This is a genomic window from Hydrogenophaga sp., assembly GCF_025699295.1.
In the GTDB taxonomy this organism is placed as follows: Bacteria; Pseudomonadota; Gammaproteobacteria; order Burkholderiales; family Burkholderiaceae_C; genus Hydrogenophaga.
In genome coordinates, this window is the sequence record NZ_JAILWB010000007.1 from 113573 (window position 1) to 135929 (window position 22357).

A 22357-nucleotide genomic window follows, 5' to 3' on the forward strand; every position below is an offset into this window, starting at 1 on the left:
CCTTCCTTTCCCGACTTCATGCCGCCCACGCGCCCGATCCCATGAGAAAAACCTTTGCCCTGACCCAGGAAGGTCGCCACCGCGACCGCGTGCTCGAGGCCGTGAAACACGAAATCCGCAAGTACCTCAAGCGCGAACGCCGCCGCGACCTGCCCGAGGGCGTCGATTTCCTGGACTTCGACTGCCGTCTCGGCGCGACGAAGGAGGCGGCCGAGGTCGTGCACCTCTCAGCGCTGATCGGCCAGCTCGACGCGATCGCGAAAGAAGGCGGCGAACAGGCCTATGTGGAAATCCTGGCCAAACCCGGGGTGCGCAGACCGAGGACCGATACTGTCCGCGACCATCCGGCACAATCGTCCGATGCCCCAGACGACCTTGCCTCCGACGCCGAAAAATCCGCTGATTGAAGGGGTGGGTGAAGCGCCCCCCGAGGGCGAATTCCTCAAGTTTCCCGGCTCACCTTTCGAGCTGTTCCTGCCGTACCCGCCCGCCGGCGACCAGCCCGAGGCGATCCGCCAGCTGGTGGAGGGGGTGAACGACGGCGAGGTGTTCCAGACCCTGCTGGGCGTGACCGGTTCGGGCAAGACCTTCACCATGGCCAACGTGATCGCCCGCCTGGGCCGCCCGGCCATCGTGTTCGCGCCCAACAAGACGCTGGCCGCGCAGCTCTACAGCGAATTCCGGGAGTTCTTTCCGAGGAACGCGGTCGAGTACTTCGTCAGCTACTACGACTACTACCAGCCCGAGGCCTACGTGCCGCAGCGCGACCTGTTCATCGAGAAGGACAGCGCGATCAACGAGCACATCGAGCAGATGCGGCTCTCGTGCACCAAAAGCATCCTGGAGCGGCGCGACGTGGTCATCGTCGCCACCGTCTCGGCCATCTACGGCATCGGCAAGCCCGAGAGCTACCACCAGATGGTGATGACGCTGCGCACCGGCGACAAGATCGGCCAGCGCGACCTCATCGCGCAACTGGTGCGCATGCAGTACGCGCGCAACGAGCAGGACTTCTCGCGCGGCAAGTTTCGCGTGCGCGGCGACACCATTGACGTGTTCCCGGCCGAGCATTCCGAGATGGCGATCCGCATCGAGCTGTTCGACGACGAGGTCGAGACGCTGCAGTTGTTCGACCCGCTCACCGGCAAGGTGCGTCAGAAGATCCCGCGATTCACCGTCTACCCCAGCAGCCACTACGTGACGCCACGCGAACAGGTGTTGCAGGCGGTGGAGGCGATCAAGCTGGAGCTGTCCGACCGCCTCAAGGAACTGGTGAGTGCAGGCAAGCTGGTGGAAGCCCAGCGGCTGGAGCAGCGCACCCGCTTTGACCTGGAAATGCTCAGCGAGGTCGGCCACTGCAAGGGCATCGAGAACTACTCGCGCCACCTGGCCGGCAGCGCGCCTGGGGAGCCACCGTCGACACTCACCGACTACCTGCCAAGGGACGCGGTGATGTTCCTGGACGAGAGCCACGTGCTCATGGGCCAGTTCGGCGGGATGTACAACGGCGACCGCGCGCGCAAGACCACGCTGGTGGAGTACGGTTTTCGCCTGCCCAGTGCGCTGGACAACCGGCCCCTGAAGCTCGAGGAATTCGAGCAGCGCATGCGCCAGGTGGTGTTCGTCTCGGCCACGCCGGCCGACTACGAGAAGACCCATTCCGGCCAGGTGGTGGAGCAGCTGGTGCGCCCGACCGGCCTGGTCGATCCTGAACTGGAGGTGCGCCCTGCAGTGCACCAGGTGGACGACGTGCTCCAGGAGATCCGCGTTCGCGTCGAGAAGAACGAGCGCGTGCTCATCACCACGCTGACCAAGCGCATGGCCGAGCAGCTCACCGACTACCTGACCGAAAACGGCGTGAAGGTGCGCTATCTGCACAGCGATGTCGACACTGTGGAGCGGGTCGAAATCATCCGCGACCTGCGTCTGGGCGCGTTCGACGTGCTGGTGGGCATCAATCTGCTGCGCGAGGGCCTGGACATCCCCGAGGTGTCGCTGGTGGCCATCCTGGACGCCGACAAGGAAGGCTTCCTGCGCTCCGAGCGCAGCCTGATCCAGACCATCGGGCGCGCCGCGCGCAACCTCAACGGCCGCGCCATCCTCTACGCTGACCGGGTCACCGACTCGATGAAGAGGGCGATGGACGAAACCCTGCGGCGGCGCGACAGGCAGGTCGCCCACAACCTGGCCATGGGGATCGAGCCGCGCAGCATCAACAAGCGCATCAAAGACCTGATCGACGGTGTCTACAGCGAGAAGGCGGGCAAGGAGGCCGACCGCCTGGCCGCCGAGAGCGCGCACCGCGCCAGCATCGAGGAGATGAGCGAGAAGGACGTGGCGCGCGAGATCAAGCGGCTGGAAAAGCTCATGCTGGAACACGCGCGCAACTTGGAGTTCGAGAAGGCCGCTGGCGTGCGCGATCAGCTGGCCCGGCTCAAGGCCCAGGTGTTCGGGGCGCCGGGCACCGACAGCCTGGTCTGAGCGACCCCGGCCGGGCGATACCCTGCCGGGGTTGGGCAGGGTAAACCAGTAAGATGCCGAGCAAATCACTGGGGCTTCGGGTATACTCGACGAAAACAGTCGGGAAAGCCTTCGGCAAACAGATCCGCAACGGATCGGGGCGGGTGGAGAAGGGGGTTTACCGGGTTTGTTGCCCGTTGGACCATGCCACGACAGTCAAGCCAACACTTCAAGGAGCTTGAGATGCGCCTCACGACCAAAGGCCGCTTTGCGGTCACCGCCATGATCGATCTGGCCCTGCGCCAGAACAACGGTCCCGTCACGCTCGCGGCTATCAGCCAGCGTCAGCAGATTTCTTTGTCCTATCTGGAGCAGCTGTTCGGCAAGCTGCGTCGCCACGAACTGGTCGAATCCACCCGCGGCCCCGGTGGCGGCTACACGCTGGGCCGCAAGGCCGCCGAGATCACGGTGGCCGACATCATCGTCTCGGTGGACGAGCCGATCGATGCCACCCAGTGCGGCGGCAAGGAAAACTGCCTGGGCGACGGCCACCGCTGCATGACCCATGAACTCTGGGCCCAGCTCAATGCCCGGATGGTCGATTTCCTGGACTCGGTGTCCCTGCAGTCGCTGGTGGACGAGCAGCTCGCCAAGGGGGTTGTGGTGGAAAACGCGCCCCTGATCAAGCGCGCGATCTCCAGCGCGCCGGTGGTCAAGCCGATCCGCGTGAACGCACCCAATTCGGTCTTTGCCCTCGGAGGCGCCGCGTTCTCGAAATGACACCGGCCTGACCGGGGCATACGGCCCCGCTGTTGCCTCTTTCCACAGACAAGCCCACGAACCGTCCTTCCATGAGCACTCCGCACTTTCCCATCTACATGGACTACAGCGCCACCAACCCCTGCGATCCGCGGGTGGTGGACGCCATGATTCCCTGGTTGCGCGAACACTTCGGCAACCCGGCCTCGCGCAGCCATGCCTGGGGCTGGGAGGCGGAAAAAGCCGTGGAGACCGCGCGCGAGCAGGTCGCCGCCCTGATCGGTGCCGATCCGCGCGAAATCGTCTGGACCAGCGGCGCAACCGAGTCGAACAATCTCGCTCTCAAGGGCGCGGCCCATTTCTACAAGACCAAGGGCAAGCACCTCATCACCGTCAAGACCGAACACAAGGCCGTGCTCGACACCATGCGCGAGCTCGAACGCCAGGGTTTTGAGGTCACCTATCTCGACGTGCAGGCCGATGGCATGGTCGATCTGGATGTCTTCAAGGCCGCGATCCGCCCCGACACCATCCTGGCTTCGGTCATGTTCGTGAACAACGAGATCGGCGTCATCCAGGACATCGCCGCCATCGGTGCGGTCTGCCGCGAAAAGGGCGTGATCTTCCATGTCGACGCCGCGCAGGCCACGGGCCGGGTCGACATCGACCTGCAGGCGCTGCCGGTCGACCTGATGAGCCTGACTTCGCACAAGACCTATGGTCCCAAGGGCATTGGCGCCCTGTACGTGCGCCGCAAGCCACGCATCCGCATCGAGGCGCAGATGCACGGCGGTGGCCACGAGCGCGGCATGCGCTCGGGAACCCTGCCCACGCACCAGATCGTGGGCATGGGCGAGGCCTACCGCATTGCCAAGGCCGAGATGCACGACGAAAACGTCCGCATCCGCGCGCTGCACGACCGCATGGTCGCTGGGCTCAAGGATGTGGAAGAAGTGTTCATCAACGGCCATGAGACGCAGCGCGTGCCGCACAACCTCAACATGAGCTTCAACTACGTCGAAGGCGAGTCGCTCATCATGGGCATCAAGGGCCTGGCGGTGTCGTCGGGTTCGGCCTGCACCTCGGCCAGCCTGGAGCCCAGCTACGTGCTGCGCGCCCTGGGCCGCAGCGACGAGCTCGCGCACAGCAGCCTGCGCATGACCATCGGTCGCTGGACGACCGAGGAAGAAATCGACTACGCGGTCTCCACGATCAAGGAGAACGTGGCCAAGCTGCGCGAGCTGTCCCCGCTGTGGGAGATGTTCAAAGATGGTATTGACCTGTCCACCATCCAGTGGTCAGCGCATTGAAGGAGAAACACCATGGCTTATTCTGAAAAAGTTGTTGACCACTACGAAAACCCGCGCAACGTCGGCTCCTTTGAAAAGGGCGACGACTCGGTGGGTACCGGCATGGTGGGCGCGCCCGCCTGCGGCGACGTGATGAAGCTGCAGATCAAGGTCAATCCCGCTACAGGCGTGATCGAGGACGCGCGCTTCAAGACCTACGGTTGCGGCTCGGCGATCGCCTCGTCGTCGCTGGTGACCGAGTGGGTCAAGGGCAAGACGCTGGACCAGGCCGCCGCGCTCAAGAACAGCCAGATTGCCGAAGAGCTGGCCTTGCCCCCGGTGAAGATCCACTGCTCGATCCTGGCCGAGGACGCCATCAAGGCCGCGGTGGACGACTACCGCAAGAAACACGTGAACTGATTCCGATGGCCATCTCGATCTCAGAAGCCGCCGCAAGGCACGTCAACCGCTACATCGCCAAGCGCGGCAAAGGCGTGGGTGTGCGCCTGGGCGTGAAGACCACGGGTTGTTCCGGCATGGCCTACAAGCTGGAATATGCCGACGAGATCGCCCCGGAAGACGTGGTGTTCGAGGACAACGGCGTGAAGGTGCTGGTCGATCCCAAGAGCCTGGCCTACATCGACGGCACCCAGCTCGACTTCGTGCGCGAAGGCCTGAATGAAGGCTTTCGCTTCAACAACCCGAACGAGCGCGACCGTTGCGGTTGCGGCGAGAGCTTCAGGATCTGATGCCCCTGCGTTCACCCATCGAGCCGCCCGTGCTGTCCAGCGCCGGCGGTTTTTGCTTTCCATGACTCTGAACCTGCAATCGAACGACTTCGAGATCTTCGGGTTGAACCCGCTGTTCGCGCTGGACCGCGCCGCGCTCGATGCGCGCTGGAAAGACCTGCAGCGCGAGGCCCACCCGGACCGTTTTGCCACCGCCGACGCGCAGGCCCAGCGCCAGGCCATGCAGTGGTCGGTGCGCATCAACGAGGCCTATCAGCGCCTGAAGGACCCGCTCAAACGCGCGGCCTACCTGTGCGAGCTCCATGGCGCGCCCATCGAGGCCGAGAACAACACCGCCATGCCGAAGGCCTTCCTCATGCAGCAGATGCAGTGGCGCGAGGAGCTCGAAGAGGCCGACAGCCTAGCCGATCTGGAGCGCATGGCCGATGAGGTGGCCGCCGCGCGGCGCACGATGCTGCAGGAACTGCAGACCACCGCCGATGATTTGCGCGACTGGCCGGCGCTGGCGCAACAGGTCAGAGCCCTTATGTTCGTTGAGCGCTTTGCCCGCGATGTGGAGAGTCGCGTCGATCTGCTGGGACAATAGCCGGTTCCCGCATTTGTTTTTTGATGAGACCGTTGACGACCCATGGCGCTCCTGCAGATATCCGAACCCGGCCAGTCCCTTGACCCGCACCAGCGCCGTGTGGCGGTGGGCATCGACCTGGGCACCACGCATTCGCTGGTGGCGGCCGTGCGCCACGGCGTCTCCGAATGCCTGCCGGCAGCCGATGGCCGTGTGATCCTGCCCAGCGTGGTGCGCTACCTGGATCCAGCGCAGGGTGGCGCGGGCCGCCAGATCGGCTTCGACGCGCTTGCCGCGCAGGTGCAGGACCCGGCCAACACGGTGAGTTCGGTCAAGCGCCTCATGGGTCGCAGCCGGGCTCAGGTGGTCGACGTGGACAAGCTGGCCTACACCGTGGTCGAGCAGGACGGCATGGCCGTGGTCGAGACCGTCGCCGGCCGCAAGACCCCGATGGAAGTGAGCGCCGAGATCCTGGCCACGCTGCGCTTCCGCGCCGAAGACAGTTTCGACGACGACTTGTATGGCGCGGTCATCACCGTGCCGGCGTACTTCGACGACGCGCAGCGCCAGGCCACCAAGGACGCCGCGCAACTCGCAGGCATCAACGTGCTGCGCCTCATCAACGAGCCCACCGCCGCCGCCATCGCTTACGGCCTGGACAACGGCTCCGAAGGTGTCTATGCCATCTACGATCTGGGCGGGGGCACCTTCGACATCTCGATCCTGCGCCTGACGAAAGGGGTGTTCGAGGTCATGGCCACCGGGGGCGACTCGGCCCTGGGCGGCGACGACTACGACCAGGCGCTGGCCGCCTGGGTGCTGGCACAGCGGGGTGTGACGGCCAGCCTCGGCGCGTCCGCGCGCGCTGCGGTGTACGCCGAAGCGCGGCGCGTCAAGGAAGCGCTGTCGTCGGCCGAGAGCGAGACCTTCCGCGCCAGTGTGGACGGCCAGAACATCGAGCAGGTCGTCACGCCCGCCGATTTCGAAACCTGCACCACCGCGCTTACCGCCCGCACCATGACCGCGGTGCGCAAGGTGCTGCGCGACGCCGGCATCGCCCGGGACGAGGTCCAGGGCGTGGTCATGGTCGGTGGCTCGACGCGCATGCCCGTGATCCGCCGGACCGTGGGCGAATTCTTTGGCCAGGAGCCCCTGACCAACCTCAACCCCGACGAGGTGGTGGCGCTGGGCGCCGCCATTCAGGCCAACGCGCTGGCCGGCAACAGCCGCGACGGCGACCTGCTGCTGCTCGACGTAATCCCGCTGTCCCTGGGCATCGAGACCATGGGCGGCCTGGTCGAACGCATCGTGCCGCGCAACAGCGCGATCCCGACCGCGCTGGCGCAGGACTTCACCACCTACCAGGACGGCCAGACCGCGCTGGCGCTGCATGTGGTGCAGGGCGAACGCGACCTCGTGGCCGACTGCCGCAGCCTGGCGCGCTTCGAGCTGCGCGGCATTCCGCCCATGGTGGCCGGTGCGGCGCGCATCCGCGTGACCTTCACCGTCGACGCCGACGGCCTGTTGTCCGTGAGTGCGAAGGAGCAGGGCAGCGGTGTGGAAGCACGGGTGGATGTGAAGCCCGCCTACGGCCTCTCGGACGAGCAGATCGCCGCCATGCTGCAGGACAGCTTCGCCACCGCGCAGCAGGACATCCAGGCGCGCGCGCTGGTCGAGGCCCGCGTGGACGCCGACCGCATGATCGCCGCCACGCGCACCGCGCTGGCGGCCGACGCCGATCTGCTGGAGCCGTCCGAGCGCGAGCAGATCGATGCATTGATGACCACGCTCGCGACCACCGCTGCGGGAGACGACGCCAACGCGATCGTGAACGCCACCAGCGAACTCGCCAAGGCCACCGAACCCTTCGCCGCGCTGCGCATGAACCGCGGCATCCAGCAGGCCCTGTCCGGCAAGAAACTCGAAGAAGTCTGAAACGCCCCCATGCCCACGATCAAGATCCTGCCCCATCCCGAATACTGCCCCCAGGGTGCGAGCGTCACTGCACCCACGGGCACCTCGATCTGCGAAGCGCTGCTCGACAACCAGATCAACATCGAGCACGCCTGCGACATGAGCGCGGCCTGCACCACCTGCCACGTGATCGTGCGCGAGGGCTTCAACAGCCTGAACGAACTCGACGAAACCGAGGAAGACCTGCTGGACCGCGCCTGGGGCCTGGAGCCGAACTCGCGCCTGTCGTGCCAGGCCATCCTGGCGCAGGCGGACGTGACGGTTGAAATACCGAAGTACTCGATCAACCACGCCAAGGAAAACCACTGATGCGCCAGATCGTCCTCGACACCGAAACCACCGGCCTGTCGGCCGAGAACGGCGACCGCATCATCGAGATCGGCTGCGTGGAGTTGCTCAACCGCAAGCTCACCGGCAACAACCTGCACTTCTACGTCAACCCCGAGCGCGACAGCCACGAGGACGCGCTCAAGGTCCACGGCATCAGCAACGAGTTCCTGCGCGACAAGCCGAAGTTCGCCGAGATCGCCGACGAACTGCTCGACTACCTGCGCGATGCCGAACTGATCATCCACAACGCGCCGTTCGACATCGGCTTCCTCAACAAGGAGCTGGAGCGGCTCGGCCGCGCGCCCATCAAGACCGTGATCGGCCAGGTGACCGACAGCCTGGTGATGGCCAAGGAAATGTTCCCCGGCAAGCGCAATGGTCTGGACGCCCTGTGCGACCGCCTGGGCGTGGACAACTCGGGCCGCACGCTGCACGGCGCGCTGCTCGACGCCGAGCTGCTGGCCGATGTCTACATCAACATGACGCGTGGACAGGACGCGCTGCTCATGGACCTGGGCGACGCGCCCGGCGAGAACGGCCAGGTCGAAGCCATCGACCTCAGCCGCTTCGAGCTGCCGGTGCTGCGCGCCAACGAACAGGAAGCCCAGGCGCACGAAGGTGTGCTGGCGGATCTGGACAAGGCCAGCAAGGGCAAAACCGTGTGGCGCGCGCTGCAGGCGGCCTGAAACGGGGCAAAATCTGGCTATAATCTGAGGCTTCCGAGAGATCGGCCAGATCAATCGGGCGGTTAGCTCAGTGGTAGAGCACTGCCTTCACACGGCAGGGGTCGCAGGTTCGAACCCTGCACCGCCCACCAAAAATAGCGTTACAGATCAAGGCCTTACGAGAAATCGTAAGGCCTTTTTCTTTTCTTCGGTGAGCTGGACTCCGACTGGGACTCCGTGAGGGTTTAACGCTCTTTTTCAAACCTCCCGCGCCGCGCGGCGTTGATCGGTTGGCGGCGCCACTTCCAGGTCCTGGGGCAGGCGTCCACGACGCTGACTTCGCTTGGGGCATTTCGGCTCGGTCACGTTTTACTGGCGCATGCCTGACACCCTGGTGGCTAGGCTGATCTCTCGGATGAACTACCCAGCGCTCTGGTGCGTTCGCCTAAGTTTGGCCAATATGCCCACGTTATTCAATCCTGGCCCCTTGCTCAGCCATTGAGCAGGGCAGTGTCTACACATGTAACAGATATGCTCTGTATTGCCCCTTACAGGCCATTCAGTATCGGGTAATTGTCAACAGGCATCAGTTCGAACGCTCGGCATTGGCGCGTTGGGCGGCTTCGTACTGGGCGGCGGTTAGGCGATGGGCGACGGTCATGGGGGCGATCCCGAGAGTGGGTGAGACCCTCATCAGGCCGCTGTCGGGCTCTAGAACCAAGACCGCGTGGTCTTGCATTCCAGATATATCGTGTGATATAAACAGGCCTACAGAGCACACGAGCAAACCATGAAGCCCGAGCAGATCCGCCACCTTCGCAAGACACTGGACCTCACGCAGCAGCAGTTTGCAGAGCTGCTGGGGGTCTCGTTCGTCACGCTGAATCGATGGGAGAACGGGCAGTCAAAGCCTTCTTCGATGGGGGTTGCCAAGCTGCAGCACCTTGCAACGCGATCCGATGGCCGAGCGGCGGATGCCGCAGCTGTCGGTGGCGGCTCCTGTGTCGCCGATGGGCACGCTGAAGTTCCCCGCCTGGACTTCCTGGGTGACGCCAACGCCCTTCGCGTACTCGTCGAAGGCGAGCGGCTGTCCTATGGACACCTGTTTAACCCTGCGTTTGCGACCGAGATCAGCGAGATCGATCCCCTGCCGCATCAGAGGATCGCGGTCTACCAGCGCATGCTGCCCCAGCACCGCTTGCGCTTCCTCCTGGCCGACGATGCCGGCGCCGGTAAAACCATCATGACGGGGCTCTACGTCCGCGAGAGCTTGTCTCGGCGGACTATCCGGCGCGTCATGGTCGTGGCGCCGGCCGGTTTGGTGGGCAACTGGTACCGCGAACTGCACAAGCTCTTTCAGCTGCAGTTCAAGATCGTGACGGGCGCTGACACCAAGGACGGCAATCCATTCGTCGGCCCTGGCAGCGACCTCATCGTGGTGAGCATCGACAGCCTGCGCTCCCCGCGCTTGTTCAACGCCCTGCGCGACTCGCAGGTCGCGCCCTACGACCTCGTCGTGTTCGACGAGGCGCACAAGCTTTCCGCCAACCGCGACCTGGACGGGTCGTTCCGCGCGACCGACCGCTACCGCCTGGCCGAGGCGATTGCCGGCGTGCGGGATCTGCCCGAGGAGTGGCGCATGCCCTGGGCAGCGCACCACCTGTTGCTGCTCACGGCAACGCCGCACATGGGCAAGGAGTACCCCTACTACTGTCTTTGGCGGCTGCTGGAGCCTGAGATCTTCAGCACCGAGACCGCCTGGGCAAAGTTCCCGCGCGAGTCCCGTGACCGCTACTTCGTTCGCCGCGTCAAGGAGGAGATGGTCGACCTGCGCGGCAAGCCCTTGTATGCCCAGCGGCTCTGCGACACGGTCAGCTACGACCTCTCGCAGGGCGAGATCAGCGAACAGGCGCTGTACGACCGCACCACGGCCTACATCCGTCACTACTACAACCAGGCCCGACTGCTGAACCGTCAGGCCGCACGGTTCGCCATGACCGTGTTCCAGCGGCGCATGGCCAGCAGCACCTGGGCCTTGCTCTGCTCGTTCCGGAACCGCCTCGCCAAACTCAACGCCCTGATCGATGACATCCAGTCCGGCCGAGTGCCCGAGGACGAACTCCGCAGTCAGCAGGAGCGCCTGAACCGCAAGGTGCGCGAGGGCCGGTTGGTGGACGTCCTGGCCGCGAAGACAGCAGACGAGGAGACCTCGACAGCCGGCGCCGAGGAACACGAAGAGAGTGAGGCCGAGGCGCTCGGGGCGTTCATCGCCACCAGCCTGGCGGAGCTGATGGACGAGCGCGGCCAGGTGCAAGAACTGATTGCCCTGGCCGAAACCGTGCATGCGAGCGGCCAAGAGTCGAAGTTCGAGCGCATGGCTGAGCTGCTGCGCGCGCCGCAGTACCGCGACCAGAAGGTCATCATCTACACGGAACACCGGGACACCCTGGAGTTCCTCACTCGGCGTCTCGAAGGCATGGGCTACGCCGACCAGGTGGCCTACATCCATGGCGGGCTGGGCTTCGAGGAGCGCGACGCCCAGGTCGAGCGCTTCCGCAGACCCCACGACGCCGAAGGCAAAGGGGCGCGCTTCTTCATCGGCACCGACGCTGCGGCTGAGGGCATCAACCTCCAGTTCTGCTGGATCCTGTTCAACTACGACGTGCCATGGAACCCGGCGCGGCTTGAGCAGCGCATGGGCCGCATCCACCGCTACGGCCAGAAGCGGGATCGCGTCGCCATCGTCAACCTTGTCGCCGGCAAGACCCGCGAGGGCCGGGTCATCAAAACCCTGCTGGACAAGCTGGAGGAGATCCGCAAGCAGCTCGGCTCAGACAAGGTGTTCGACGTGGTGGGCCGCATCTTCGAAGGCATGGCCATCACCGACTACATCCAGCGGGCGGTCGTGTCCGACGACGAAGCGGACAAGAAGGCCCTGGAGCTGGCCGGTCAACTGACGTCGGAGCAGATCAAGGCCATCGAAGCGCGCGAGGCGTCCATCTACGGCACCGGCGGTGATGTGCTGAGCGATCTGCCCCAGCTCCGCGAGGCCATGGCCATCGAGGAAATGCGCCGCCTGCTGCCCGGCTATGTGCGCCGCTACCTCGAACACGCCGCTCCGGTCGTCGGCATCGACTTCGTCGGGGATCTCGATGAGCACTTTTTCATGCGGCCACGCAAGCGCGGCGTGCTCGACAGCATCCTCCCCTTGCTCGAAACCTACCCTGAGTCGGCGCGTAACCGGTTCACGGTGTACCGCCCCGCCGACGGGCGCGATGCCATCTTCCTGCATCCCGGTGAGCCCGTCTTCGAGCGGCTGTCGGCAATTGCCATCGACAGCGCCCGCAACCAGGCGCTGCGCGGCGCGATCTTCACCGACGTCAGCGCCACCGCCCCGTACTTGTTCCATGTGGCGCGCGTCAGCGTCGAGCGCGGTGTCGACCCGGGGCTGCCGGCATTCCACAGCCCGGATGCCATCGAGCAGCGCCTGGTCGGGCTCAAGCAGTACGCCGATGGGCGTCTGATTGAGACGCCTGTCGAACACCTGCTGCTCCTGAAACCGACCCCGAAGCCTAGCCCCGGCAGCGTCGTTTTCCTGGCTCAAAGCGACACCTGGCGCCTGGCCGCGCAGGACCACATCCAGCGCGACATGGTTGCCAAGCTGGCGGATCTGCAGCGCATGAGCGCCACGACGCGTCTCACGGAAACTGAGGAGTACCTGCAACGAGCGTTCGACTACCAGGAGTCTGAACTGGCCGCAGCGCGCAAGCGCTTCACCGAAAAGGCCCGGGACGGCAACCGTGCCGCTCATGCCGAGCTGGATCGCATCAAGGCCCAGCAGAAGAGTCTGGCCCAGCGTCGTGAGCAGGCATTGCTGCAGGCTCGGCGCGAGGTCGAACTCATCCAGCCCGGCCGCGTCGAGATGCTGGCCACCGCGCTGATTCAGCCATCCACCGATCCCGACGACATCAAGGCCCGTGATGTTGAAGTCGAGCGTATCGCCGTCGAGGTCGCCATCGCGTTCGAGGCGGCCCAAGGCGCCGATGTGCGCGATGTCTCCACACCCCCGAAGGCGCGCTTGGCCGGCCTGAACGACTACCCGGGTTTTGACCTCATGTCCAAGCGCGCCAGCGAGGAACGCGGCATCGAAGTGAAGGGGCGTGTTGGTGTCGGTGAGATCGAACTGACCGAGAACGAGTGGGCCCGCGCCTGCATCCTGCGCGAGCGCTACTGGCTATATGCCGTGTTCGACTGCGGCGGTGTGCAACCACGGCTCCTCAGGGTGCAGGACCCCTTCGCCAAGCTGATCGCCAAGGCACGCGGCAGCGTTGCCATCGCGTACAGCGACATCGCCAACGCTTCGGAGGCCGCCGAATGAACTCGCTTGAGATCCGCACTGGAGGCGAGCCGCGCCTCACCGCCCCCAAGGAGAGTGCACGCGTCCGCGAACGTGAGCTGCTCCGTGTAGCCGGGCAGCTTACCGGTGCTGACGCCGCCGCAGCGGCGCAAGCCGCGCGCTTGGAAGTCCTGAAGTGGGCTGCCCAGCAAGTTGGCGATCAACTACCCGAAGCAGCGACGGAGGGGCGATCCTTCGAGCATCTGCGTGGTGGACGAACCTGCATCGCCGCAGGCTTCACCGATGACCACCGAGCGCTGTGGGCTCTGCGCGTGGACCGGCCCGATGCCAATGTTGCGCAGCGCACCTGGACCACGGAGGTTGTCGTTGGTCATGCCCCGGGCGGGGCGAGTGCCCTGTTCAGCCTGCGGCTGCTTGCCAGCAGTCCTGAGACAACTCTCCAGGTTGAGCCAGCGGTCCCCGGCCTGGTGCGACAGATCGCCACCACCTGTGGACTGCATCAGAGTGGCAGCCGGCTAGACGCAACCCCATGGATCATCCAATCTGAAGATGCTGCGCACGAGCTTGTTGCTGCGCTCCTCAGCCCCGTCCGAACGGTGCCCTACCTGGTCTGCTCCGTCGCTGAGCGCGAGACTCAGCCGGGCATCAACAGCCAGATGCTCGCCAAGGTCACCCTGGGGATCGCCAGAGTGGTGGTTGTCCCTGCGGCCTACACCTGGGTGCTGACTCAACATCTGGGCAAACCGCTATCAGTCTTCAACGGCGCCGTTCGCGCTTACATGCCCGGCTTCTCGTACGACGCGAACCCCTACGCACACCGGCTCTTCTTCATAGACCCCCAGCCCAGCGAAGAGCGCGCCAAGTCGACGCTCACCGCTCTGCGCTGGCTTGCCGCCAACGAAAGCATCCGGCGCCTGCACCTGGGCGCTGATGTGCTCGCCTTCTCCGCAGTCCGTGAGGCCAGTCTGGATGTCGAACGCGAGCTCCTGAAGCAGACTGGTTCGGCCGACACCGAACAACTGCGGGCTGCCCAGGCGCAGATCGATGCCTTGAAGGATGACTTGCGTCGATCCGTCGAAACCCAGCAATGGCTGTCTGACGAGCACACGTCTATCGAAGAGCACGCGCAGAGCCTGGAGCAGCAGCTCCGTGGTGCCCAGTTCCGGATCCAACAGCTGCTGGACCAGATCAAGGCGCGCGGCGACGAACCTGATGCTGGAATCCAACTTCCTGAGAGCTGGGATGCCTTCGCGGACTGGTGCGACGAGGTGCTCGGCGGACGTGTTGCGTTGTCGGGCCGCGCACGTAGGGAAACCAAGTCGGCTGGCTTCGATGACCCGCAAACTGCCGCCCGCTGCCTCCTCTGGCTGGCCAATGAGTACCGCGACTCGCGCATCAATGGCGCCAGCGGTGACCTGCGCAAGCCGGTCGACGAAGGCATCCACAACGAGCGCTGCGGCGCTGACAGCTTCGAGTTCGGCTGGGGAACCCGCAAGGTGTCTGTCGAGTGGCACCTCAAGAACGGCGGCAACACCCGCGATCCGCGTCGCTGCCTGCGCATCTACTACTTCTGGGACGAGGAAAGCCAAATGGTGGTAATCGCCACCATGCCGGCACACATCCGGACCGGGGCGACCTGAAGGAACCAACCATGAACAATGACAAACGGCTCATCGAAGTCGCCTTTCCGCTCAAGCAGACATCAATCGACTCGGTGCATGAGAAGAACGTGCGCCACGGGCACATCTCCACGCTGCACATCTGGCCGGCACGTCGCCCCCTTGCGGCCAGCCGTGCGGCGTTGATCGCCACGCTGTTGCCCGACCCGGGCGACAAGGACAAGCGCGATGAGCTCCTGAAGCGGCTGGGCGGAACGCTCAACAAGACGCTCAAGAAAAAGAAGATGCCCAGCGGGCGCATCGAAGAAATCGAGGCCTGGGAGACCGATGGGGGCGTCTTGCGGTGGGGGCGCGAGGTTGGCCCGGACATGGAGTGGTTCCGGGACGAGATCCGGCGTGTCTACGGCGGCCGTCAGCCCAAGGTACTCGACCCGTTCTCTGGCGGCGGCGCCATACCGTTGGAAGCTATGCGCCTGGGCTGCGACGTGACTGCAGTGGACATCAATCCCGTCGCGTGGCTCGTGCTCCGGTGCACGTTGGAGTACCCGCAGAGGCATGCGAACTTCAATCGACCGCTGCCGGCATTCGTCAGCACGGACGAGACGTTCATGACGGGCTACCTCAAGGCGAAGGACATGACGCCGGCGCAGATCAAGCGCCATCTTCGGGATGCCAAGACCAAGCAGGCAGTCCTGCCGCCTTCCAGCGTCATGGAGACGGTTGAACGTGGTGAGAACCTGAGCTTTCTGGAGCGCCCAGAGGTCGATTCCGATCTCATGCAGGCCGGCTTGGCCTGGCATGTCCGGGCATGGGGCCGATGGGTCCTGGAGAGGGCTCGCGCGGAACTCGCAACGTTGTACCCGACCTATGCCGAGTACTGCTCCGTCAAACCGTATCGGCGCGTTCATCTTGATGTGGACGAACCCTTGAAACTGGTGCCGAGCAACGACGCTGGTGAGCACCAAGTCGACGTCCTGAACGCAGGATTCGATGCCGCGCATCTGGACAACCCCGCCAATCCACGCTGGGTTGCAAAGCCCACGGTTGCATACCTGTGGGCCCGCACTGTCAACTGCAAGGCGTGCCGCGCCGAAGTGCCTTTGCTGAAGACACGCTGGCTCGCCAAGAAGGACAACAAGCGCGTGGTGCTGACCATGCGGCCGCGCGGGGATCGGAGCGGCGTCGAGTTCGGGATCGAGACGGATGCCAAGACCCAAGGCGGGAACGCGGCGCAGAAGCGCGAGTACGACAAGAAGCTCGGGCAGGGGACCATGAGCCGCTCTGGAGTCACGTGCCCCTGTTGCGGAACCATCATGACGATGGAAGACCTTCGACTCGCAGGTCGCACTGATCGACTCAGCGCGGTCATCACGGCTGTCGTGGTGGATGGAATGGCAGGGAAGGAGTACCGCCTACCGACGTTGCATGAAGTCGAGGTTGCGCGTTCCGCCAGCTCACGGCTCGAACAGGTTTTCGCCGAGGTGCCGTTTGGAATGCCCACCGAGCGGTTGGCAGGAGCAGATGCACTGGGCTTCCGTGTTCCCCTTTACGGCCTCGATTGCTGGCACAAGATCTACAGCCCGCGGCAACTGGTCGCCCTTGGTTGCTTCGTCAAGGCGATCAGGCAGGCGCGCCAGGAACTGGCTAATGCAGGCTATGACGCGGCAGAGGTTGAGGCGCTTTCCGCATTCCTGCAATGCGGCTTCGACCGCATGCTCGACTTCAACTCCAGCATCCTGGCGTGGATCACTAGCGTCGAGGCGATCGGACACACGTTCGTGCGGTTTGCACTGCCCATGAATTGGGACTTCAGCGAAGCAGCCCCCATCAATGATGTTCGCGGCGGATGGTGGATGTGCCTCGAGGCCGTCGGCGAGTCAATCGAAACGATCTTGCGCGCTGCGAATTCAGTCGCACCGATTCCAAAGGTACTCAACCAGAGCGCCATCGAGTGCCCCGAGGTGGGCACCTTCGACGTCATCGTCACCGACCCTCCGTACTACGACGCCATCCCTTACTCGGACTTGATGGACTACTTCTACGTCTGGGACCGACGTCAGCTCGCAGACGTCTCAGATGCCTATCGGCTGGCATTTGATGCCCCCTTGGGACCGAAGTGGCGCAACGACACGAACGACGGCGAGCTGATCGATGACTCGTCACGCTTCGGCGGGAACCGTGAGGCCTCAAAGCGCAACTATGAAGAAGGCATGGCACGGTCGTTCAAGGCTTGCCATACCGCGCTTCGCCCAGAAGGCCGCCTCGTCATTGTGTTTGCACACAAGCAGCCCGATGCCTGGGAAACGCTGGTGTCGGCCATCATCAAGGCAGGCTTCGTTGTTGATGGGTCCTGGCCTATCCAGACCGAGCAGGCGGCGCGCATGCGTGCACAAGGATCGGCTGCGCTGGCGTCGTCAGTGTGGCTCGTTTGCAAGAAGCGTGATTCGCTCGCACGCGCCGGTTGGGACACCCAGGTGCTCAAGGAGATGGAAGCCAGCATCAAGAGCAAGCTGCGCGACTTCTGGGACGCGGGCATCCGCGGGCCTGACTTCATCTGGGCCGCCACCGGTCCGGCGCTGGAGTCGTACAGCCGCTATCCGGCGGTGAAGAAGGCGTCGGAGCCTGGCGCTTTGATGTCGGTCACCGACTTCCTGGGGCATGTCAGACGCATCGTGGTCGACTTCGTCGTTGGCCGCGTGCTGTCTCATGGTCAGGGCGAGCCCACGCCCGGCGACCATCCACTGGACGATGTGACGACCTACTACCTGCTTCACCGCAACGACTTCGGTCTCAAGGAGGCGCCGGCCGGGCCGTGCATCCTGTACGCCGTGTCTTGTGGCCTGTCTGAGCGTGAACTGACCGACCAGTACGAACTGCTCGTGCGCAGCGGCAGCGCGGCAGCGGCAGAAGACGAAGAAGACGCTGACGAAGACGAGGACGGTGATGCCGATGAGTCGCCGTCGTCGGGCGGAGGCGGTAAGTACAAGCTCAGGGACTGGCGCGCTCGAAAGCACCGCTCGCTTGGCATGGAAACGGCCAGCGGCCGCGCGATTCCGTTGATCGACCAGGTGCACAAGCTGATGCAGCTCTGGGTGGCGGGCGACGCCGTCAAGGTCAATGAATTTCTGGACAGCCGCGCGTTGCGCCGCAGCCAGGTGTTCATTCAGCTGATCCAGGCATTGATCGAGAAGAGTCGCGCAGAGGGCTGCACGGAAGAGTGCTCGATCCTGGAGCGCTTGCAGAACTACCTGCGCCAAGTCGGCAGTACCGCTCAAGCCCCGCTCGGCTTGGAATAAGGACAAGGAGAACCATCGATGGCCAAGACCACCACCAAGCCCTGGCACCAGGTCGTGCAGTTGCGCGACGACATCACCAACCAGGAGCTGTCGCAGAAGCAGTTTGCTGCGGACCTGTACGACGTCGTGATGCACCGGAACCCGGGCGTTTACCACGACGCCAAGGAGTTCTTCGCGCTGACCTACCCCACGGTCAAGTTGCGCGACCTCGCGCGCGATGTCACGCACCGCCTGTCGGGCAAATCAGAGAAGGCAGTCCGTCAGCTGCACATGACCTTCGGTGGCGGCAAAACGCACTCGCTGATCACGCTGGTGCATCTGGTTCGTGATCCGGCGGCGCTGCCCGACATCCCGGCAGTGCAGCAGTTCAAGGCGCACTGCGCGCTTGAAGCGGGCTTACCCAAGGCACGCGTGGCTTCGGTGGTGTTCGACCGCTTGGACGCAGAAAAGGGCATGGAGGTCACTGCGCCGGACGGCACTGTGGCCACCATCAAGATGCCCTGGAGCGCGATTGCCTGGCAGCTCGCCGGCCCGGCTGGCATGAAGTTGCTGAAGGACGACGGCACAGAGCGCGCCACACCCCCTGCAACTGGCGTGATGGAGGACCTGCTCAAGCTCGCCCGGAAGGGCGGGTCGGGAGTGCTGATCCTGTTCGATGAGGTGCTGTGGTTTGTGCGCGTGATGGCGGACACCGATCCCGCGTGGATCGGCCGCATGCGCGAGTTCATGCACAGTCTGACCCAGGCGGTGGCCAAGGTGCCGCAGTGCTGCCTGGTGGCCTCGTTGCTGGCGTCCGACCCTGGGAAGATGGACGAGCTCGGCAAGCAGATCAGCAAGGAGCTGTACGACGAGTTCAAGCGGGTGGCTGACGAGGGCATTCAGCCGGTCGAGAGCCAGGACGTGCCGGAAATCCTGCGGCGACGCCTGCTCAAGCTGGAAAGCTACACGGACCGGTCGCAGTGGCCCAGCCAGGTGTTCGGCGCGCTCAGCGGCGTGCAGGGCATCGACGACTACACGGCGAAGAACCGCGCGGCTGAGGAGAAGCGCTACGCGGACGCCTACCCCTTCCATCCTTCACTGATCGAAACCCTGTATCAAAAGTGGACGCAGCTCGAGGGCTTCCAACAAACGCGCGGCATCCTCAAGACCTTGGCCTCAGCGTTGCGGGACGCGGTCAAGTGGGACCAGCAGCCGCTCATCGGCGCCCAGATCTTCCTGGTCGAGCCGAAGGCCGATGGCTTGAGTGTCGCGGCCCGCGAGCTGGCGAATGTGGCTCAGCTGGAACAGTACGAAGGCCGCCGCCAGAACTGGACGGCCATCTTGGAGGCCGAGCTGGTCCACGCGCGAAAGGCACAGGACAGCTTGCTCGGCATTCAACAGCGAGAAGTCGAGCAAGCGGTGATGGCGACCTTTCTTCACTCGCAGCCCATCGGACAGCGTGCCACCACGCGTGACGTCAAGGTACTTATCGGCGTGGGTGCGCCCGACCGGATCGAGCTGGACAAGGGCTTGTCACGCTGGTCCGATGCATCGTGGTATCTCGACGACACGTTCACGGGCGACCGCGAGGGTGGCCTGCCGAAGGTGTGGCGTCTTGGGTCCAAGCCAAACCTGAAGCAGATGCACCACGACGCTCGACAGAACGTCAGCGCCACCCTGGTCGACGAGGTCTTGGAGAAGGAAATACGTGGCGCGGGCAAGCTGACGGAAGGTGCACGCGGCGCCGGTGCCAAGGTGCATGTCCTCCCGGCCCGCCCAGCAGACATCGAGGACGACGGCGAGTTCCACTACGCCGTGCTGGGACCGAAGGCGGCAAGCAATGGAAAGCCCAGTGCGGAGGCCAAGCGCTTCATCGATGAGACGACCGGGCCCGAGAAGCCGCGCGCGCAGAACCGCAACGCGGTGGTACTTGCGGTGCCATCCAAGGAGGGCATCGATGTCGCCCGCGAGAAGGTCCGCGACCTGCTTGGGTGGGAGAAGGTCCGCGAGATGCTCAAGGAGCGCAGCGACATCGATACCGCTGCGACAACCCGCCTCGAAGGCAATGTTCGCGCCGCGCGCGGCGAGATGGTGTCGCAGATTGTCATGGCCTACTGCATCGCCGTCACGGTCAACGACAGCAACGACGTGGCGGCCTACCGCATCAATGTCGACAACGACCCCTTGTTCCCGAAGATGGTGGCGGACAAGCGCCTGCGGATCGAAAGCTCGGCGGTGAACGCCGAGGCTCTGCTGCCAGGTGGCCCTTTTGATCTGTGGAGTGCCGGTGACAAGGCGCGCTTCGTCAAGGACCTTGTTGGCGCGTTCGCGGCGACCGCCAAACTGCCGAAGATGCTCAACCGCGCGGCCATTCTGGAGACGTTGCTCCAGGGCTGCGAGGCTGGTGACTTTGTGCTTCGGGTCACGCGTGCCGACAAGTCGACCCGGACGTTCTGGAAGTGCCGCCCGGATGACAACGCGATCCAGGACTCGAGTCTGGAAGTCGTCCTCTCTGATGCCGCAGTGCTTACCGAGCTGGATCCGCAGCTGCTGGCACCCAGCAAGTTGCCGAAGCTGTGGGAGAAGGAGCCAGTGACGCTGGCCGATCTGTCGGCGTATTTCTCCGGCAAGCACTTCGTCGAAGTGGACAAGGGCGGCTACACCGAGAACCTGCTGATTCCGGCCGCAACACCGCAGGCGATCACCGATGGGGTCGGCGCTGCCGTCAAGGGGGGCCGGATTTGGCTGGTCAACGGAACCGTTAGCGCGCTGGCGGAGGATGTCCCGGCTGGTTTCGTCAACGACACGGCGCAGTTTTTTCCGCCACCGTTGCCGCTGGCTAGCGTCGACGTGCTGCCGACGCAGTTGCCCACAGCATGGCAGGGCGAAGCGACCAACGCGCACCTCATTCATGCCGCTTTGTCGTCGAAGGTGGGCAAGGTGTTGCCCTGGACGCGGGTCGTCGGTGCTCTGGACGAGGCCTTCAGGGTGGGGCTGATCGAACGCGCGCTCGACTCCGGCGCATGGCCGTGCGATCTCGGCGGTGCCGCCGCGGTCAAGATCGTGACCCGCAAGAGCGAGGCCAAGGAGCCGCCCCCGACCAAGCACTACGGATCGAAGGCTGCAAGCGCTGACCTCCAGACCCACGAGGTCCAGGATCTCGCCGACAACATCGACGCCCTGAGGGAGGCGACGGCCGGGCATCCTTTCCGCATCCGTGTGACGGTGGAGATCGGCGACGGCAGTCAGGTCGATCAGTCGATTCTCGACAAGGTGAACGCTGTCCTTGCGCAGATCAAGGCGGGCTGGAAGGCTGAGTAATCGACGGGCACGAACAGACAGACATGCGCTTCATCGCCGGCCCCCTCAACAAGCAGCTGCTCCAGAACCTTCTCGCCGAGGTCATTGAGCCCTGCACGCGTGTTCGGGCGGCGGTTGCCTACGCCAACCGCGACAACCTCCAGCTGTTCGAGGCTTGCGCAAAGCACCTGAAGCCACTGGAGTACTTCGGCCGGTATGACTACACCGTGGCCGTCGATCCAGCGGTGCTGAAGTGGTTTCTCGACAAGGCCAGCCCGAACTTCGACTGCAAGCTGGTGCCCGACATCCTGCATGCGAAGGTCATCTGGTGGGTGGATGCGGGCGCGTACATCGGGTCGGCCAACCTGTCGGACCGAGCCTGGATCTCGAACGTCGAGGCCGGCACGTTCCTTTCGCACGACGAGCTTGTCGAGACAGGCATGGAGCGGGAGCTCCTGCACTTCTTCGAGGAAGTGGATGACCGCGCTCGGCCGCTGACCAGGGAAATTTACCAAGAGCAGCTTCGCCTTGCAGATCGCCGCTCGGACCTTGCGAAGCGCGACTACGGGCTTGGGCAGCAATTCGACAAGGACCGCTTGTTGCCGAAGAACCAGGGCTTGGTGTTCGTCGACACAAAGCGGTCGTCCGAGAAGCGCTTTCACAAGTTTGAGCAGGACTGGAACGACACGCTGCAGGTGATGCGCTCCATCGCAGCCAGAGTCTCCGCGTCGGGCGCCAAACCGGGCTGGATCGACGCATCGGTGGCCCCTGGCGTTCAGGCGGACCAGTTTCTGCATGCCTACTACTACAAGCAGGTCAAGGACGGAAACCGCCACCCCTACGAGGAGTTCTTCGCCAGGAACTCCAAGAACCCGGAGATGGCTCTGCGGGATGCTTTGGACTGGTGGCATGCCGCCGACTTCGATCACTCTTTCGAAGAGCGCACGATCTATGAGTGGTCGCCACGACTGCACGAGCTTCTGGCACGCGACCGCATCTTGAAGTTGACCGAGGA

Annotated in this window: 14 protein-coding genes and 1 tRNA gene; all 15 read left to right on the forward strand. The window is 64.3% G+C overall.

The window, feature by feature from the left end; genetic code table 11:
- The first annotated feature begins 41 nt into the window (after positions 1-41).
- The 15 genes from K5880_RS09080 to K5880_RS09150 all read left to right on the forward strand — a co-directional run bounded on the left by K5880_RS09080 (position 42) and on the right by K5880_RS09150 (position 21363).
- Positions 42-407: a DUF6172 family protein gene (locus K5880_RS09080; RefSeq protein ID WP_297650941.1), complete on the forward strand. Its 366-nt coding sequence runs from the start codon at positions 42-44 to the stop codon at positions 405-407.
- Positions 361-2481 (forward strand): excinuclease ABC subunit UvrB, encoded by a 2121-nt coding sequence (gene uvrB / locus K5880_RS09085; protein ID WP_297650943.1) that lies wholly within the window; start codon positions 361-363, stop codon positions 2479-2481. Before K5880_RS09080 ends, uvrB begins: the two co-directional genes overlap by 47 nt.
- Before the next feature lie 222 nt (positions 2482-2703).
- Positions 2704-3240, forward strand: a complete 537-nt coding sequence (iscR, locus tag K5880_RS09090; RefSeq protein WP_297650945.1) for a Fe-S cluster assembly transcriptional regulator IscR — start codon at positions 2704-2706, stop codon at positions 3238-3240.
- Between the two features lie 71 nt (positions 3241-3311).
- Positions 3312-4529, forward strand: coding sequence for an IscS subfamily cysteine desulfurase (locus K5880_RS09095; RefSeq protein ID WP_297650947.1), 1218 nt, complete (start codon positions 3312-3314; stop codon positions 4527-4529).
- Between the two features lie 12 nt (positions 4530-4541).
- Positions 4542-4928 carry a Fe-S cluster assembly scaffold IscU gene (gene iscU, locus K5880_RS09100; protein WP_297650949.1) on the forward strand — a complete coding sequence of 129 codons (387 nt, stop codon included), beginning with the start codon at positions 4542-4544 and terminating at the stop codon, positions 4926-4928.
- A gap of 5 nt (positions 4929-4933) precedes the next feature.
- Entirely contained in the window at positions 4934-5257 is a 324-nt protein-coding gene (iscA, locus tag K5880_RS09105) for an iron-sulfur cluster assembly protein IscA (protein WP_291127139.1), read from the forward strand.
- A gap of 67 nt (positions 5258-5324) precedes the next feature.
- Entirely contained in the window at positions 5325-5843 is a 519-nt protein-coding gene (gene hscB / locus K5880_RS09110) for a Fe-S protein assembly co-chaperone HscB (protein WP_297651111.1), read from the forward strand.
- Between the two features lie 42 nt (positions 5844-5885).
- Entirely contained in the window at positions 5886-7757 is a 1872-nt protein-coding gene (gene hscA, locus K5880_RS09115) for a Fe-S protein assembly chaperone HscA (RefSeq protein ID WP_297650952.1), read from the forward strand.
- A gap of 9 nt (positions 7758-7766) precedes the next feature.
- Entirely contained in the window at positions 7767-8105 is a 339-nt protein-coding gene (fdx, locus tag K5880_RS09120; RefSeq protein ID WP_297650954.1) for an ISC system 2Fe-2S type ferredoxin, read from the forward strand.
- Entirely contained in the window at positions 8105-8812 is a 708-nt protein-coding gene (gene dnaQ / locus K5880_RS09125) for a DNA polymerase III subunit epsilon (RefSeq protein WP_297650956.1), read from the forward strand. Before fdx ends, dnaQ begins: the two co-directional genes overlap by 1 nt.
- A 56-nt stretch (positions 8813-8868) precedes the next feature.
- A tRNA-Val gene (locus K5880_RS09130) sits at positions 8869-8943 on the forward strand.
- Between the two features lie 638 nt (positions 8944-9581).
- A complete protein-coding gene (locus tag K5880_RS09135) occupies positions 9582-13169 on the forward strand; it encodes a helicase-related protein (protein ID WP_297650958.1) in 3588 nt (1195 codons plus the stop codon).
- Positions 13166-14788, forward strand: a complete 1623-nt coding sequence (locus K5880_RS09140) for a hypothetical protein (protein WP_297650960.1) — start codon at positions 13166-13168, stop codon at positions 14786-14788. The genes K5880_RS09135 and K5880_RS09140 overlap by 4 nt, the downstream gene beginning before the upstream one ends.
- Before the next feature lie 11 nt (positions 14789-14799).
- A complete protein-coding gene (locus tag K5880_RS09145; RefSeq protein ID WP_297650962.1) occupies positions 14800-18063 on the forward strand; it encodes a DUF1156 domain-containing protein in 3264 nt (1087 codons plus the stop codon).
- 18 nt (positions 18064-18081) lie between these two features.
- Positions 18082-21363 (forward strand): DUF499 domain-containing protein, encoded by a 3282-nt coding sequence (locus tag K5880_RS09150; RefSeq protein WP_297650964.1) that lies wholly within the window; start codon positions 18082-18084, stop codon positions 21361-21363.
- The last annotated feature ends 994 nt before the right edge of the window (positions 21364-22357 follow it).